At 58.8% G+C, this 16,218-nt stretch carries 14 protein-coding genes and 1 tRNA gene; 11 read left to right on the forward strand and 4 right to left on the reverse strand.

Annotation, left to right across the window (positions count from 1 at the left end; genetic code table 11):
• Positions 1-41: 41 nt before the first annotated feature.
• A complete protein-coding gene (locus Q0677_RS07460; protein WP_298907892.1) occupies positions 42-1,031 on the reverse strand; it encodes a glycosyltransferase family 2 protein in 990 nt (329 codons plus the stop codon).
• 325 nt (positions 1,032-1,356) lie between these two features.
• Between Q0677_RS07460 and sucC the strand changes: the two genes are divergently transcribed.
• The 8 genes from sucC (at position 1,357) to nhaA (ending at position 11,947) form a co-directional block, all read left to right on the forward strand.
• Positions 1,357-2,550 carry an ADP-forming succinate--CoA ligase subunit beta gene (sucC, locus tag Q0677_RS07465; protein WP_133484798.1) on the forward strand — a complete coding sequence of 398 codons (1,194 nt, stop codon included), beginning with the start codon at positions 1,357-1,359 and terminating at the stop codon, positions 2,548-2,550.
• Between the two features lie 4 nt (positions 2,551-2,554).
• Positions 2,555-3,436: a succinate--CoA ligase subunit alpha gene (gene sucD / locus Q0677_RS07470; protein ID WP_298907898.1), complete on the forward strand. Its 882-nt coding sequence runs from the start codon at positions 2,555-2,557 to the stop codon at positions 3,434-3,436.
• 60 nt (positions 3,437-3,496) lie between these two features.
• Positions 3,497-6,475 (forward strand): 2-oxoglutarate dehydrogenase E1 component, encoded by a 2,979-nt coding sequence (locus Q0677_RS07475; RefSeq protein WP_298907901.1) that lies wholly within the window; start codon positions 3,497-3,499, stop codon positions 6,473-6,475.
• 3 nt (positions 6,476-6,478) lie between these two features.
• The gene (odhB, locus tag Q0677_RS07480) at positions 6,479-7,951 is read left to right on the forward strand and encodes a 2-oxoglutarate dehydrogenase complex dihydrolipoyllysine-residue succinyltransferase (RefSeq protein WP_298907904.1); all 1,473 of its coding nucleotides are present in this window, start codon (positions 6,479-6,481) and stop codon (positions 7,949-7,951) included.
• Positions 7,952-8,077: 126 nt separating this feature from the next.
• Positions 8,078-8,347 (forward strand): hypothetical protein, encoded by a 270-nt coding sequence (locus Q0677_RS07485; RefSeq protein ID WP_298907906.1) that lies wholly within the window; start codon positions 8,078-8,080, stop codon positions 8,345-8,347.
• A gap of 106 nt (positions 8,348-8,453) precedes the next feature.
• Positions 8,454-9,227, forward strand: a complete 774-nt coding sequence (locus Q0677_RS07490; RefSeq protein WP_298907908.1) for a hypothetical protein — start codon at positions 8,454-8,456, stop codon at positions 9,225-9,227.
• Positions 9,228-9,244: 17 nt separating this feature from the next.
• Positions 9,245-10,630 carry a dihydrolipoyl dehydrogenase gene (gene lpdA / locus Q0677_RS07495; protein WP_298907910.1) on the forward strand — a complete coding sequence of 462 codons (1,386 nt, stop codon included), beginning with the start codon at positions 9,245-9,247 and terminating at the stop codon, positions 10,628-10,630.
• A gap of 141 nt (positions 10,631-10,771) precedes the next feature.
• The gene (gene nhaA, locus Q0677_RS07500; RefSeq protein ID WP_298907911.1) at positions 10,772-11,947 is read left to right on the forward strand and encodes a Na+/H+ antiporter NhaA; all 1,176 of its coding nucleotides are present in this window, start codon (positions 10,772-10,774) and stop codon (positions 11,945-11,947) included.
• Here the strand turns inward: nhaA and Q0677_RS07505 are convergent.
• On the reverse strand, positions 11,928-12,578 hold the full coding sequence (locus Q0677_RS07505; protein WP_298907914.1) for a GntR family transcriptional regulator: 651 nt from the start codon (positions 12,576-12,578) through the stop codon (positions 11,928-11,930). The two genes, nhaA and Q0677_RS07505, sit on opposite strands and share 20 nt — an antisense overlap.
• A gap of 32 nt (positions 12,579-12,610) precedes the next feature.
• Positions 12,611-13,342 carry a SprT family zinc-dependent metalloprotease gene (locus tag Q0677_RS07510; RefSeq protein WP_298907917.1) on the reverse strand — a complete coding sequence of 244 codons (732 nt, stop codon included), beginning with the start codon at positions 13,340-13,342 and terminating at the stop codon, positions 12,611-12,613.
• A gap of 126 nt (positions 13,343-13,468) precedes the next feature.
• Between Q0677_RS07510 and Q0677_RS07515 the strand changes: the two genes are divergently transcribed.
• Complete coding sequence (locus Q0677_RS07515; protein ID WP_298907920.1) at positions 13,469-13,789, forward strand: TIGR02300 family protein; 321 nt, start codon at positions 13,469-13,471, stop codon at positions 13,787-13,789.
• A gap of 98 nt (positions 13,790-13,887) precedes the next feature.
• Positions 13,888-13,963: transfer RNA gene (locus Q0677_RS07520), tRNA-Ala, on the forward strand.
• 219 nt (positions 13,964-14,182) lie between these two features.
• Here Q0677_RS07520 and Q0677_RS07525 read toward each other — a convergent pair.
• A complete protein-coding gene (locus Q0677_RS07525; RefSeq protein WP_298909101.1) occupies positions 14,183-14,836 on the reverse strand; it encodes a GntR family transcriptional regulator in 654 nt (217 codons plus the stop codon).
• Positions 14,837-15,042: 206 nt separating this feature from the next.
• On the opposite strand from Q0677_RS07525, the gene Q0677_RS07530 reads away from it, so the two are divergent.
• On the forward strand, positions 15,043-16,128 hold the full coding sequence (locus Q0677_RS07530; protein WP_298907923.1) for a Gfo/Idh/MocA family oxidoreductase: 1,086 nt from the start codon (positions 15,043-15,045) through the stop codon (positions 16,126-16,128).
• Positions 16,129-16,218: the final 90 nt, after the last annotated feature.

Below are 16,218 nucleotides of genomic sequence, written 5' to 3' on the forward strand. Positions count from 1 at the left end.
GTTGCGCCGCTCACACCGAGCGGCGCAATTTTTTTTTGCGCCTACTTGCGGATTTTCTTGAGGATTTCGTCCAGCGCGGGCGCCAAGGGGGCGTCAAACTGCGTGGATGAGAAGTCGATTGGCAAATCCGGTGCGTAGGTCGCCACCGTTTGTTCAAGGTGAAGCGGGCGGGTCAGCAGTGCGTCCTGCGCCCGAAGAAGCTTTTGCTGCTCGTCAGACAGGCGAAAGATCTCGGCGTGAAGGGCAAGCCCCGTCGCAAGGGGATCGTCCGCATTCATCACCCGCTCGATCCCGATCCGGCGTCGTTTGTGAAGCGAGTGCAGCAGCGCCTTGCCCTGCACAGCATAGCGCAGAGATTTGAGTAACCAATGGCGGGCCGTTATGCCGTCAAAGTGCAAAATCCGCGCGTTTGCGGTGGTTTTGCCGGGCGACACCTCGCCGTGGAACTGTTCTTTGATGGCATGGATCCCGATGAATTTTTGCGCTGATAACCGCGCCATCGTCTTGCCCGACGTATGGCCCGACAGGCCGTTTTGTAGATAAGAGTTGCGAAAGCCATACACCTGCTCACGCACCTCGCGTGGCAGGCCCGGCGCGCGGAATATCCCGTCGAAGATTCCATCTTCGGGTGCGGTCCAGACGCGTTCCAGATTGGGAATATGCAGCCAGGTGTCGGTCTGTGCCAGGTCGGCCTCGATGCCATCGGGCGCCCACAAAAACTCGTCCGCATCGACATGCAGCAACCAGTCGGTCTGCTGTTTTCGCGCCACCAGATTGGCGTTCAGCGTTTGGCGCCTCGTCTGCCATGCGGGGCGTTTTCCAAGCTCGGAGGCGGTCCAATGAGCGGCGTCGCACAAGGTGACTTCAACCCCGGGGATCGCCGCCAAGACGGGGGCGGCCGGGTCGTCGGGGTCGTCGAAGAAAAGGTGTACTGTCTGTGCGCCAAGGCTTAAGTGATGGCACGCAAAAGCGAGAACAAGCTGTAGCGGCTCGCGCACGGTTGAGACGACGGACCAGCTGTGTTCGGGCATTCAGGATCACTCGGGCAATGGGCTTTTCATCTGCCACTGAGGCAGAGATGCCAGCAATTGTAAAGCGATCAGCGCCCTCTTGCGGTGCTATCCGAAAATCGAAAAACGCGTGTGCCGGGTCAGGTGTCGCTCGCGATGAAATAAGATTCGCAATCGGACTGATTTGCTGAAACTTAATGATTTGTGATCACACATTTTGAGGTGTGATCACAAAAACGGCGTCTTCACCAAAAAATCGCCCAAATTTGCAAAAAACGTTTCGGCCTTCTGCTTCACCTGTGCATTTTGTCCAAGACCCAATGGACCAACTGGATAGGATGATTTCATGAACATTCATGAATACCAGGCGAAGGCCCTTCTGAAATCCTACGGCGCACCCGTTTCGGACGGCCGCGTTGTACTGAAAGCAGAAGATGCCAAAACCGCCGCAGGTGAACTCGACGGACCGCTTTGGGTGGTCAAAGCGCAAATCCACGCAGGTGGCCGCGGCAAAGGTTCCTTCAAGGAAGCTGACGCTGGCGAAAAGGGCGGTGTCCGCCTGACCAAGTCGGTGGAAGAAGCCGCTGAAGAAGCCAAGAAGATGCTGGGCCGCACCCTTGTGACCCACCAGACCGGCCCGGCCGGCAAGCAGGTTAACCGCATCTACATCGAAGCCGGCTCCGGCATCGAGCGTGAGCTGTACCTGGCGCTGCTGGTTGACCGCCAGACCTCGCGTATTTCGTTCGTATGCTCGACCGAAGGCGGCATGGACATCGAGGAAGTGGCAGCCGCCACCCCCGAAAAGATCCTGAGCTTCTCGGTTGATCCGGCCACCGGCTATCAAGCCTACCACGGCCGCCGCATTGCATTCTCGCTGGGCCTGGAAGGCGCTCAGGTCAAGCAGTGTGTGGCACTGATGGGCAAGCTCTACCAAGCTTTCGTTGAGAAAGATATGGAGATGCTGGAAATCAACCCGCTGATCATCACCGATGGCGGCGACCTGAAAGTTCTGGACGCCAAGGTTGGCTTCGACGGCAACGCTGTTTACCGCCACCAAGACATCGCCGAGCTGCGCGACGTCACCGAAGAAGACCCGAAAGAGCTGGAAGCGTCGAAATACGACCTGAACTACATCGCTCTGGACGGTGAAATCGGCTGCATGGTGAACGGTGCTGGTCTGGCTATGGCCACCATGGACATCATCAAGCTGTACGGCGCTGAACCGGCCAACTTCCTGGACGTTGGTGGCGGCGCCACCAAAGAGAAAGTGACCGAAGCCTTCAAGATCATCACCTCGGACCCGAACGTAAAGGGCATCCTTGTGAACATCTTCGGCGGCATCATGCGCTGTGACGTCATCGCCGAGGGCGTGGTTGCAGCCGTGAAAGAAGTGGGCCTGCAGGTTCCGCTGGTCGTGCGTCTGGAAGGTACCAACGTGGAAGCCGGTAAAGACATCATCAACAACTCGGACGTTGATGTGATCGCAGCCGACAACCTGTCGGACGGTGCAGAGAAAATCGTGAAAGCGGTGAAAGGCTAAGACAATGGCAGTTCTTATTGACGAAAACACCAAGGTCATCTGTCAGGGTCTGACCGGCTCGCAGGGTACCTTTCACTCGGAACAGGCCATTGCATATGGCACCAAAATGGTCGGCGGTGTAACGCCGGGCAAAGGTGGCCAGACGCATCTGGACCTGCCGATCTTCAACTCGGTTCACGAAGCCAAGCACGTCACCGAAGCCAACGCTTCTGTAATTTATGTGCCGCCGCCCTTCGCTGCGGATTCGATCCTGGAAGCGATCGACGCAGAGATGGAACTGATCGTCTGCATCACCGAAGGCATTCCGGTGCTGGACATGATGAAGGTACAGCGCGCTCTGGAAGGCTCGGCCTCGCGCCTGATCGGCCCGAACTGCCCCGGTGTCATCACGCCGGACGCCTGTAAGATCGGCATTATGCCTGGCCACATCCACAAGCGTGGTTCGGTTGGCGTTGTGTCGCGCTCGGGTACGCTGACCTATGAAGCTGTGAAACAGACTTCGGACATCGGTCTGGGCCAGTCGACTGCGGTTGGTATCGGTGGTGACCCCATCAAAGGTACCGAGCACATCGACGTACTGGACATGTTCCTGGACGACGACGAGACCCAGTCGATCATCATGATCGGTGAAATCGGTGGTTCGGCAGAAGAAGAAGCTGCTGAATTCCTGGCCGAACAGAAGAAGAAGGGCCGCTGGAAGCCGGTCGCTGGCTTCATCGCTGGCCGTACGGCACCTCCGGGCCGCCGCATGGGCCACGCTGGCGCGATTGTTGCCGGTGGTAAAGGCGGTGCCGAAGACAAGATCGAAGCCATGCGCTCGGCTGGCATCGTTGTTGCAGACAGCCCCGCCACGCTGGGCGAGGCCGTTCTGAAGGCAATCGGCTAATACTCTCATCGCGCGCCCCAATCCCTTGGGGCGCGCGTTTTCAAATTCTCAGGTGACCCAATGAACGACCAGAGCCCCAACGACATCTTCCACGCGTCCAGCTTCATGCAAGGCCACAATGCCGAGTATCTAGAGCAGCTTTACGCCCAGTATGTGAAGGATCCCAACGCAGTTGACGCCGCATGGCATGCGTTTTTCGCAGAGCTTGGGGATGACGCCCGCGACGTAACCGCCGAGGCCGCAGGCCCCAGCTGGGCGCGCGGTGACTGGCCTCCGATGCCGGATGGGGATCGGGTGCATGCGCTGGACGGTCAATGGCCCGAAGCCCCTGCCGAAGAAGGTAAGGCGGCTGCCAAGAAGATCGAAGCGAAAGCCGCTGAAAAGGGCGTATCGCTGTCGGACGGTCAGGTGAAACGCGCGGTGCTGGATTCGATCCGCGCGCTGATGCTGATCCGCGCGTATCGTATCCGTGGTCACCTTGTTGCGGATCTGGACCCGCTGGGCATGCAGCAGCGCGTTCCCCATCCTGAACTGGACCCTGCGTCCTACGGCTTCACCGATGCCGACATGGATCGCCCGATCTTCATCGACAATGTTCTGGGGCTTGAGGTCGCGTCGATCCGTCAGATCCTCGACATCGTGAAGCGCACCTATTGCGGCACCTTTGCGCTGCAATACATGCACATCTCGAACCCGGAAGAAGCTGGCTGGCTGAAAGAACGCATCGAAGGGTTCGACAAGGAAATCCGCTTTACGCAGGAAGGCCGTAAGGCGATCCTGAACAAGCTGGTTGAGGCCGAGGGCTTCGAGAAATTCCTGCACGTGAAATACATGGGCACCAAGCGTTTCGGCCTTGATGGTGGTGAAGCGCTGATCCCGGCGATGGAACAGATCATCAAGCGCGGCGGTCAGCTGGGCCTGAAAGAAATCGTCATCGGCATGCCCCACCGTGGCCGCCTGTCGGTTCTGGCCAACGTGATGCAGAAGCCGTACCGCGCGATCTTCAACGAATTCCAGGGCGGCAGCTTCAAGCCGGAGGAAGTCGACGGCTCGGGCGACGTGAAATACCACCTTGGCGCCTCGTCGGACCGCGAGTTCGACGACAACAAGGTCCACCTGTCGCTGACCGCGAACCCGTCACACCTTGAAGCCGTGAACCCGGTTGTTCTGGGTAAGGTTCGCGCCAAGCAGGAACAGATGAACGACGTGGATCGCGATCAGGTTCTGCCGATCCTGCTGCACGGTGATGCGGCCTTTGCGGGTCAGGGCGTCGTGGCCGAAGGCTTTGGCCTGTCGGGTCTGGTCGGTCACAAGACCGGCGGCACGATGCATATCGTGGTGAACAACCAGATCGGCTTCACCACCGCGCCGCACTTCTCGCGCTCGTCACCTTATCCGACGGACATCGCCCTGATGGTGGAAGCCCCGATCTTCCACGTAAACGGCGACGACCCGGAAGCTGTGGTGCACGCTGCTCGCGTCGCGACCGAGTTCCGTCAGAAGTTCCACAAAGACGTGGTTCTGGACATCTTCTGCTATCGCCGGTTTGGTCACAACGAAGGCGACGAGCCGATGTTCACCAACCCGATGATGTACAAGAACATCAAGAAACATAAGACCACGCTGCAGCTGTATACCGAGCGTCTGGTCAAGGATGGCCTGATCCCGGAAGGCGAAATCGAGGACATGAAAGCGGCCTTCCAGGCCCACATGAACGAAGAGTTCGAAGCTGGGAAAGACTATAAGCCGAACAAGGCCGACTGGCTGGACGGGCGCTGGTCGCACCTTGATCGCAACAGCGACGAGTATCAGCGTGGCAAGACCGATATCTCGACCGAGACCTTCCAAGAAGTTGGCAAAGCGCTGTCGACCGCACCGGACGGCTTCCCGATGCACAAGACGGTTGGTCGTCTTCTGGACACCAAAGCCAAGATGTTTGAAAGCGGCACTGGCTTTGACTGGGCAACCGCAGAAGCACTGGCCTTTGGCTCGCTGCTGACCGAAGGCTTCCCGGTCCGTCTGGCCGGTCAGGACTGTACGCGCGGCACGTTCTCGCAGCGCCACTCGGGTCTGATCAACCAGGAAAACGAAGAGCGTTACTATCCGCTGAACAATATCCGCGAGGGTCAGGCCCATTACGAGGTTATCGACTCGATGCTGTCGGAATACGCGGTGCTGGGCTTTGAATATGGCTATTCGCTGGCTGAACCCAACGCGCTGGTGATGTGGGAAGCCCAGTTTGGCGACTTTGCCAACGGTGCGCAGATCATGTTCGATCAGTTCATCTCGTCGGGTGAAAGCAAATGGCTGCGTATGTCCGGTCTGACCGTCCTTCTGCCGCACGGTTTCGAAGGGCAGGGTCCGGAACACAGCTCGGCCCGCCTGGAGCGTTTCCTGCAGATGTGTGGTGGTGACAACTGGATCGTGGCGAACTGCTCGACCCCGGCCAACTATTTCCACATTCTGCGCCGTCAGCTGCATCGCGGCTATCGTAAGCCTTTGATCATGATGACGCCGAAATCGCTTCTGCGCCACAAGCTGTGCGTGTCGGACGCCAAGGACTTCACCGAAGGTTCCAGCTTCCACCGCGTATTGTGGGATGATGGCGATCGTGACAACGGCACGGGCCGTTCGGACGCCAAGCTGGTCAAGGACGACAAGATCAAGCGCGTCGTCATGTGTTCGGGCAAGGTTTACTACGACCTGCTGGAAGAGCGCGATAAGCGCGGCATCAACGACGTCTATATCCTGCGCCTTGAGCAGTTCTATCCGTTCCCGGCCATGTCCTGCGTCAAGGAACTGGAACGCTTCAAGCAAGCAGAGATCGTCTGGTGTCAGGAAGAACCGAAGAACCAGGGCGCCTGGTCCTTTGTCGAACCGAATATCGAATGGGTGCTGACCCGCATCGGCGCGAAACACACGCGTCCGGTCTATGCCGGTCGTCCGGCGGCAGCCTCGCCCGCAACGGGTCTGGCATCGACCCACAAAGCACAACAAGAAGCGTTGGTGGATGCCGCGCTGACTATTGAAGGGAAATAAGCCATGAGCATTGAAGTACGTGTCCCCACGCTGGGCGAAAGCGTGACCGAAGCCACGGTCGCAACATGGTTCAAGAAACCCGGCGACGCCGTTGCCGTAGACGAGATGCTCTGCGAGCTGGAAACCGATAAAGTGACCGTCGAAGTACCGTCGCCTGCCGCTGGTACGCTGGGCGAGATCGTCGCCGCCGAAGGTGAGACCGTTGGTGTTGATGCGCTGCTGGCCATGATCGGTGAAGGCGAAGGGGCCGCTCCGGCACCTGCCGCTGCTGAGGCTGCCCCTGCGGGTGACGCTGGCCAAGCTGTTGACGTCATGGTTCCGGCGCTGGGCGAAAGCGTGTCGGAAGCCACCGTATCGACCTGGTTCAAGCAGGTTGGCGACGCTGTTGCGCAGGACGAAATGCTGTGCGAGCTGGAAACCGACAAGGTGTCGGTTGAGGTCCCGGCCCCCGCCGCTGGCGTTCTGGCTGAGATCCTGGCCCCTGAAGGCACCACCGTTGACGCGTCGGCCAAACTGGCCGTCTTGTCTTCCGGCGGTGCGGTAGCCGCCGCTCCGACTGCTGCGCCTGCCGCGGCTGCTGCACCTGCGGCGGCTGGCAAGGACGTGGAAGACGCGCCCTCGGCCAAGAAAGCCATGGCAGAAGCTGGCCTGAACCCCGCCGACGTGCAGGGCACCGGTCGTGACGGTCGCGTGATGAAGCACGACGTTGCTGCCGCCTTGGCCGCGCCGAAAACCGCTGCACCGGCCCCGGCTGCTCCGCGTGCCGCTGGCGATGCATCGCGCGAAGAGCGTGTGAAAATGACGCGCTTGCGTCAGACCATCGCGCGCCGCCTGAAAGACAGCCAGAACACTGCCGCCATGCTGACCACCTATAACGAGGTGGACATGACGGAAACGATGGCTCTGCGCAAAGAGTACAAAGACCTGTTCGAGAAGAAGCACGGCGTCCGTCTGGGCTTCATGTCGTTCTTCACCAAGGCTTGCTGCCACGCGCTGAAAGAAGTGCCGGAAGTGAACGCCGAGATCGACGGCACCGACATCGTTTACAAGAACTATGTGAACATGGGCATCGCCGCTGGTACACCCACTGGTCTTGTGGTTCCGGTCATCAACGATGCCGACAGCATGTCCTTCGCCGAGATCGAGAAAGCCATCGCCGAAAAAGGCCGCCGCGCCCGTGACGGCAAGCTCAGCATGGAAGAAATGCAGGGCGGCACCTTCACCATCTCGAACGGTGGTGTCTATGGCTCGCTGATGTCGTCGCCGATCCTGAACCCGCCGCAGTCGGGTATCCTTGGCATGCACAAGATCCAAGACCGCCCGATGGCGATCAACGGTCAGGTTGTCATCCGCCCGATGATGTATCTGGCGCTGAGCTATGACCACCGCATCGTTGACGGCAAAGGCGCCGTGACCTTCCTGGTGCGCGTGAAAGAAGCTCTGGAAGATCCGCGCCGCCTGCTGATGGATCTGTAATGAACCTTGGCGCGCTCGGCACTGGTCGGGCGCGCCAGCATCCTGTTTCCGGCGCACGACTTAGGTCAAAGACCGGCATGCTATCGCGTGCTAACGTCGCCACACACACAGAGGGAGTTTCTGACCATGGCAACCCATGTACTCTGGCAAGCTGACGTGGCGGATTTCGACGCGTGGTACACCGTCTTCAAACAGGACCGTTTCAACCGCAAAGCTGTTGGCCTCAAAACATTGCACGTCTGGAAAGACCCGGATCAGGACAACCACGCAGTGGCCCTGTTCCAGGTTCTGGACCTCGACCGGGCACGCGCCTTCTTCGACTCCGAGGAACTGGCCATGCATATGGAGCGTGACGGCGTCATCAATGTGAATGTGAAGCTGCTGACCCCGGTTTAAAGGAGCGAACCGTAACGGCATTCGGCCTGTATCCTTGGCGCTCTCGTATTGCGAAGCTGGGAAACCTTGCCGCCGCATAGATGCTTATCTCGGAGTTACTCAGCTCATGTCAGACCATGCGCAGCCAAAACTTGAAATGGCTACACTGAACCGCCGCTTGCGTCGCAGTCATCAGATCGTCGCCGATCTGCATGCCGAGATCGTCCGATTTCATGGTCCCATCTTGCCCCGTGGTAAGAACGGCGATCAATATGTTCCCGTTGTGTTTGAGAAGGCCCCAAGTGCAAAGGGCACTATTTTTTCCTTTGCAGGGCTGCAAGCTCACGGCGACCGTACTGATATCGAGTTCGGCGGCTTGTTGGCAGGTATTCCTTATTGCAAGGTCTACGTTAAGGACTATGCGCAATGCTGGTATCAGCACGGGCTTGAGGGGTTGGGCAGCACTCGGATTGAAGCGTTCAGGGCTCTCGCCAATGCCTTCAAAGATCTCCCGCGGCCCTGGATCGCGATTGGTTGCAGCGCCGGAGGTTATGCTGCCTTGCTTGCAGGGGCCGCAATGAAGGCAGATAAAGTCGTGGCATACTGTCCACAAACACACATCACGCGTGATGTCTTTGTAAAGTTCAGCCAGATTCTTCCCCGGTCTAGAAACTTTAAACTGCGCGCGCCGGACAATGATTTGGCCCATTCTTTGGCGGAACTACCGCCGGTGCCCAGCGATATTCATTTTGGCGCGAAAAACGAAACAGATGCCTCGCAAGCCAAGCGGCTGGGTCACTTGCCCCAGGTTGCGTTGTATTCACACCCCATAGGTAGTCACAACATCGCAGGTTATTTGCGCATGAATGACTGCCTGCTTTCCACTATTCTTGAGCCATAACTCCCAAGGAGGATTCCATGTCCCAATATGACGTAATCGTAATCGGTGGTGGCCCGGGCGGCTATGTATGCGCCATCCGTTGTGCCCAGCTGGGCCTGAAAACCGCATGTGTCGAGGGTCGCGAGACCTTGGGTGGCACTTGCCTGAACGTGGGCTGTATCCCCTCGAAGGCGCTGCTGCACGCGTCGCACAGCCTGCACGAAGCCGAGCATAACTTCGCCAAGATGGGCCTGAAGGGCAAAAGCCCCTCGGTCGATTGGAAAGAGATGCTGGCCTATAAGGACGACGTCATCGGTCAGAACACCAAGGGCATCGAGTTCCTGTTCAAGAAGAACAAAGTGGACTGGCTGAAAGGTTGGGGGTCGATCCCAGCGGCTGGTCAGGTCAAGGTGGGCGACGATGTGCACAACGCCAAGCACATCGTGATCGCCTCGGGGTCCGAGCCGTCGAGCCTGCCGGGTGTTGAAGTGGACGAGAAAGTCGTCGTGACCTCGACCGGCGCGCTTGAGCTGCCGAAAATCCCGAAGAAGATGGTTGTCATCGGCGCGGGCGTGATCGGTCTGGAAATGGGCTCGGTCTATGCACGTCTGGGGTCGGAAGTGACTGTTGTTGAATTCCTCGACGACATCACCCCTGGCATGGACAAAGACATCCAGAAGACCTTCCAGCGCACGCTGAAAAAGCAGGGCCTGAACTTCATCATGGGCGCTGCCGTTCAGAACGTGGACGCCAAGAAGACCAAGGCGACTGTGAACTACAAGCTGCGCAAGGATGACAGCGAACATTCGATCGATGCCGATGTGGTGCTTGTTGCCACGGGTCGTCGTCCGTTCGTAGACGGTCTGGGTCTGGAAGCCGCTGGCGTGAAGATGACCGAACGCGGTCAGATCGCCACCGACCACTGGAAAACCTCGGTTCCCGGCATCTGGGCGATCGGCGACGTGACCGAAGGTCCGATGCTGGCCCACAAGGCGGAAGACGAAGGTATGGCCGCTGCTGAAAGCATCGCCGGTCAGGCGGGCCACGTGAACTATGACGTGATCCCCGGCGTGATCTACACCTCGCCCGAGGTCGCATCGGTTGGTAAGACCGAACAGGAGCTGAAAGAAGCTGGCGTTGACTACAAAGTCGGCAAGTTTAGCTTCATGGGCAACGGCCGTGCGAAGGCTGTGTTCATGGGCGATGGCTTCGTGAAGATTCTGGCCGACAAGGCAACCGACCGCGTGCTGGGCGTCCACATCATGGGCCCCGCCGCTGGCGAGCTGATCCACGAAGCCTGCGTGCTGATGGAATACGGCGGCTCGGCCGAAGATCTGGCCCGCACCTGCCACGCCCACCCGACCTTCTCGGAAGCAGTGCGTGAAGCAGCTTTGGCCTGCGGCGACGGTGCGATCCACGCGTAACTAAGCGCCTTAGACGACTTAAGAAAGCGCCCTGTATGGGGCGCTTTTTTTGTTTTCCGAGGAAAATAATCAGAAAAGTGATCTTGAAGCGCGGTGTCTGCGTATCACATGTAGGCAAACGATACTTCGCGGGGAAATCACATGAAAAAAGTTGTAGGTCTTGATCCAACTCTGGCGGCTGGCATTGCGCTTGCTTTGGCTGCAGTGGCGGGACTTGTGTTTGAGAATACGCCGGCGTTGCAGCCCTACTACGATGCGATGCTGACAACGAAAGCCACCTGGGCGATCGGAGAGCTTGCGGTTTCGAAGCCTTTGATCTTGTGGATCAATGACGGGCTTATGGCGGTGTTTTTCCTGCTGGTCGCGCTGGAAATCAAACGCGAGATCAAAGAGGGCAGCCTGTCCAGTTGGCGACAGGCTTCTCTGCCCGTGTATGGTGCCATCGGCGGCATCACGATGCCCGCGCTGATTTTTCTGGGCGTGGTCGGGATTGATAGCCTTGAGGCGCAGGGCTGGGCCATTCCGGCGGCGACGGACATCGCATTTGCGCTGGGGGTGCTCAGCCTGTTCGGAGATCGCGTGCCCAGTCATCTGAAGACCTTCCTGTTAACCTTGGCGGTGGTCGATGACCTTGCGGCGATCGTGATCATCGCGCTGTTCTACACGTCCAACCTGTCGCTCTATGCGCTGTCAATTGCTGCGCTTTGCCTCAGCGCGCTGGCCGTGATGAACCTGCGCGGCGTGTCCAACCTGACGGCGTATCTGCTGGTCGGCTTCATCTTGTGGCTGGCGGTTCTGAAATCCGGCGTGCATGCCACGCTTGCGGGTGTGGCGCTGGGCTTTGCGATCCCGCTGGTGCCAAACGCGAAGGGTACGTCCCTTGCAAAAGGGCTAGAACATGATCTGCACCCAATCGTCAGTTTCGCGATCCTGCCGCTGTTTGCGTTCGGAAATGCCGGCGTGCCGCTGGCTGGGCTATCGTTGGAGACACTGATGGCGCCGTTGACGTTGGCGGTGGCTCTGGGGCTGTTCTTTGGCAACCAGATTGGCATTGTGGGCATGGTTTTTGTGGCCGAGCGCACGGGCCTGTCGAAACGCGCGGATGGGGTGACGTGGCCGATGATCTATGGGCTGGCTTGCCTTGCCGGGATCGGCTTCACCATGTCGTTGTTTATCGGCGGTCTGGCCTTTGACACGGTTGAGAAGCAGAACATGGTGCGTCTGGGCGTTCTGACTGGATCATTGATGTCCGCGCTTTACGGCTCGTTGGTGTTGCTCACTGCAACGTCAGCGCGCGCTACCCAACAAGCATCTTAAGGCCTTGCGTCACGTCGGTGCGGACCGCCAGCCGAAGCGCTGGTTCGTCCCCGGCGGCGAGGGCGGACAGGATCATGCGGTGGTGGCGCTGCAGGTCCGTGCGCTGGCCGCTTGCATAGAGCGCGCGCATGGTGGGGCCAAGCTGCAGCCAGACGGTTTCAGCCATCGCCAGGATCGCCGGGGCCTGCGCGCGCAGATAGATGGTGCGGTGGAACTCCAGATTGGTACGCAGATAGCCGCTAGCGTCCTGGTTGGCGACGCATTCCGACACGCGGGCGTTGATGGCGCGCAGGCGGTCGATCAGGGTCATATGGGCGCGGGGCAGGGCGCGGGCGGCCAGCTCGGGCTCTAGCAGGGCGCGCAGGGCCGTCAGCTCTTCAATCCGTTCAGCCGTCAGGTCCGGTGCCGTCACCCGGCCTGAACTGGACAGGGTCAGCGCGCCTTCTGCTGCCAGCCTGCGTACCGCCTCGCGTGCGGGGGTCATCGAGACGTCGTATTCCGCGCCGATCCCCCGGATGGTCAGGCTCTCGCCCGGGTCCAGCTCGCCATGCATGATGCGGGTGCGCAGGTGGCGGTAAACCCGCTCGTGCGCGCTGGTATTGTCCGAGGTTGGGCGAATTTGGCTTTGCATGCGGGTAATTGTGATCACAAATCCCTGAGGCGTCAATCGCGAAAGCGATAGCGGTGTAAATCTGCCCCGTGATCCTTCAGCCATTTTCGTGGCGCTTGGTAGCCGGGAAAGATCGCCTCGACCTGCGCCCAGAAGGCGCGAGAATGGTCCATGTGGACCAGATGTGCGACCTCATGGGCGGCGACATAGTCCAGCACCTCGGGCGGGGCCATGATCAGGCGCCAAGAATAGCTGAGATTGCCACGCGAGCTGCACGACCCCCAGCGCGAGCGGGTGTCGCGCAAGGTGATGCGCCCATAGTCACGCCCAACCTTTGCCGCATAGGTGTCGCTGGCAGCCACCAGCGCCGCGCGGGCGGCTTCTTTCAAGAAGGCCTCGGCCCGGATCGCGTCGCGGTCGGGGGATTGCGGGGGCAGCAGCATGCGATCGCCCGCAACTTTGACCACCCGCGCCTGACCGCGCGCCAGCGTCACGCTCTGTCCGCGAAAGGGCAGGGTCGAGCCGATACCCGGAACCTCGCTGGGGGCCGTCTGGGCCAGATGCCCCCGGATCCAGTCCAGACGCTCTTTCGCAAATTGGATGGCCTCGTCCTTGTTCGCCCCATGCGGGGCGGTCAGCGTCACGCGCCCATCCAGCCGGGACACCCGCAACGACAGCCTGCGCGCCCGTTTCGACGCCCGTAATTCGATCACAACCGGATCCGCCGCCCCCAATGTCAGGGTGGTGTTCTCGGTCAGCCGATTGCGTGAATTTCGAAACAACATGCCCTTCAATGCGGCTTGAATCCGTCCAACGTCAACCCTTCCCTGCAAAAGGCTTTGACACCTATGCTGCATTGTGGCAGTTGCCTGAAATCTCAGACGAGTCAGTACGAACGGAAAGGGTTTCCTATGCCCAAAGCTGAATGGGGCGTCAAACGTGTATGCCCGACGACCGGAAAACGCTTTTACGACCTGAACGCCGATCCGGTGGTCAGCCCCTATACGGGTGAGGTCGTGAACCTGGACACCGGTAAAGGGTCGCGCACGATGGTTGCCGACAAAGAAGACAAAGCAGTCATGAAGGACGATCTGGTCGACGACGCAGATGCAGTTCTGGAAGATGACGACGCATCCGATGTTGATCTGGGCGATGATGTTCTGGACGACGACGATGACGAAGAAGTGTCGCTGGACGAAATCGCGGACATGCCCGCGAACGACGACGAATAAGCGTCAAAGATTTTTTGCAAAGGCGCATTTTTTGGGTTGAACCCCTCCGCGCCTTTGCATAAATACCGCGCACAGGCAGCGGCATAGCTGTCAAGGTTGGGGCCTTAGCTCAGTTGGTAGAGCGCTTGCATGGCATGCAAGAGGTCAGCGGTTCGACCCCGCTAGGCTCCACCAAATCTCTTTCCCAGATATGATAGTGATTTGAACCGGTTACGCGGTAATCGCCTACCGTTCGCGCATTGTGTCACCAGTTTGCAAGCAGTCCTGTGTCACCTCTGTGTCACTCGGATTGGTGCGCAGCTGCTCGAAGTGCCGTTGATATGGCTTTTGCACGAGCGGAAACCGTTTCGTCGGCAATTGAAGCCAGCACAAAGGGATTGATGCAATCGCCACCTACATGGCTGCCAGTGTATGCTCCAAGCCGTTGCGAATATGCTCTTCTAGCAACTGTTTGGCTTTGCGCGCATCCCTTGCAAGCGCTGCGTCAAACATGGCCTTGTGTTCAGCCGCGGCTTCCTCGCCGCGATAGGTTAGGACCAGCATCTGATAGCGCAGGTACTTGTCGTAAAGTGTCGAGTGGAGCGAGAGCAGGTTTTTGGAATTGCAGGCTTCGATCATGGCCAGGTGGAATTCCCAGTCATATCGTTTCCACATTTCTTTCTCGGAATGATCGCCGGCTAGCATGCGTTGTTCCATCAGGTGCAGCTTGTGATGGGCTGCAACCAGATTGCCTTCCCAGTCGGTGTCTCCGTTCTGGATCGACTGTTCAAGCGCATGACATTCCAACAGCACGCGCAGCTCGGTGATTTCGATCAGGTCTTCGCGGGACACGGGCGTCACAAAGAAGCCGCGTTGTTCCGGCGCTTCAACGAATCCTTCGCTAGCGAGACGGTTAAGCGTTTCGCGCAGCGTTGATGAACTGGCCGAATAGCGCTGCTTTAGCGCCTCAAGCTTCAGCTTCGCGCCTGGATTCAACTCGCCGAAAATGATGTCGTGCTTGATGCGCTGGTAGGTGCTCGATCCGACAGTGGCGAATTGTTTGTTCATTTTTTTATCCGGTTTTTTTTGCTTTTCCATTTTTAATACCATTTTGAGGATATGGTCACAATAACTCAATAAATCCGTTAAAACAAAAAATATCAGATATTATTGCAAATCGCGCCGGCGCCCCCTAGGGTGATGTGACGACGCCGGCGACTCTGTCCGGTTAATGAAATTCAGGCGCGCCTGCGCCTCTAGGGGGGACTGTCCCGGTGGAGACTGTTCAAATTGCAATCGCTGGGGTGGGTTTGGTTGGCCGACGTCACGCGGATGCCATCAATCAACTGAAACACGTGACCCTGTCCGGGGTGGTGGATCCTAGCGCGGAAGGGCGCGCCTTCGCGCAGGACAGGGGCGTTCCGTGCTTTGACACGCTGGAAGAGCTGTTTGCCGCGCAAACGCCAGACGGGCTTGTTCTGGCAACGCCCACGCCGCTTCATGTGGCGCAGGGGCTTGAAGCGGTGCGCCACGGTTGCCCGGTATTGATCGAAAAGCCCTTAGCGACCTCGGCCCGTGAAGCGCGGACGCTTGTTGAGCAGGCAGAAGATAAGGATGTGCCCATTCTTGTCGGCCACCACCGCCGTCACAACCCGCTGATCCGCAAGGCGCACGAAGTTGTCTCGGATGGAGGGATCGGCGAGGTGCGCGCGGTGCATGTCAATTGCTGGTTCTACAAGCCCGACCATTATTTCGATGAAGCGCCTTGGCGCAAAAAGGCGGGGGCGGGACCGATCTCGGTCAACCTGGCGCATGATGTGGATCTGATTCGCCACCTGTGCGGCGAGGTTCAAAGCGTCCAAGCGCAGTCTGCGCCGTCGATGCGTGGGTTCGAGAATGAAGACGTCGCCGCCGCAGTTCTTCGGTTCGAGAATGGCGCGATTGGCACCATCACGGTGTCCGACAGCATCGTGTCACCCTGGAGCTGGGAGTTGACCTCGAACGAGTACCCGATTTACCCGCCGACGCCCGAGAGCTGCTATATGATTGGTGGCGCGCATGGATCGCTGTCTGTCCCCGATTTGCGTCTCTGGAAACATCAGGATGGGAAGCGCGATTGGTGGACGCCGATTGCGGCGACGACACTGATCCGCGAGGCGTCGGATCCACTGGTCAACCAGATGCATCATTTCGCGGATGTCATCGCCGGACGGGCCGAGCCGCTGGTGTCAGGACGCGAGGGTTTGCGCACCCTGAAAGTGCTGGAAGCCATCCAAGCGGCCTGCAAAACCGGCGAAATCGTCGAAATTCACCCCGGTCAAGATATTGAAATCGAACGGGAATACTCTGCTGCAGGATAAAATATCAGATATTTTGCAAAAAATATTGCAAAATATCCAAAATCAGGCAAACTTACGATCGAGCTGATCAATGCGATATTCAGGGAGGAA

It is taken from the genome of uncultured Aliiroseovarius sp., from assembly GCF_947492455.1.
Taxonomy (GTDB): Bacteria; Pseudomonadota; Alphaproteobacteria; order Rhodobacterales; family Rhodobacteraceae; genus Aliiroseovarius.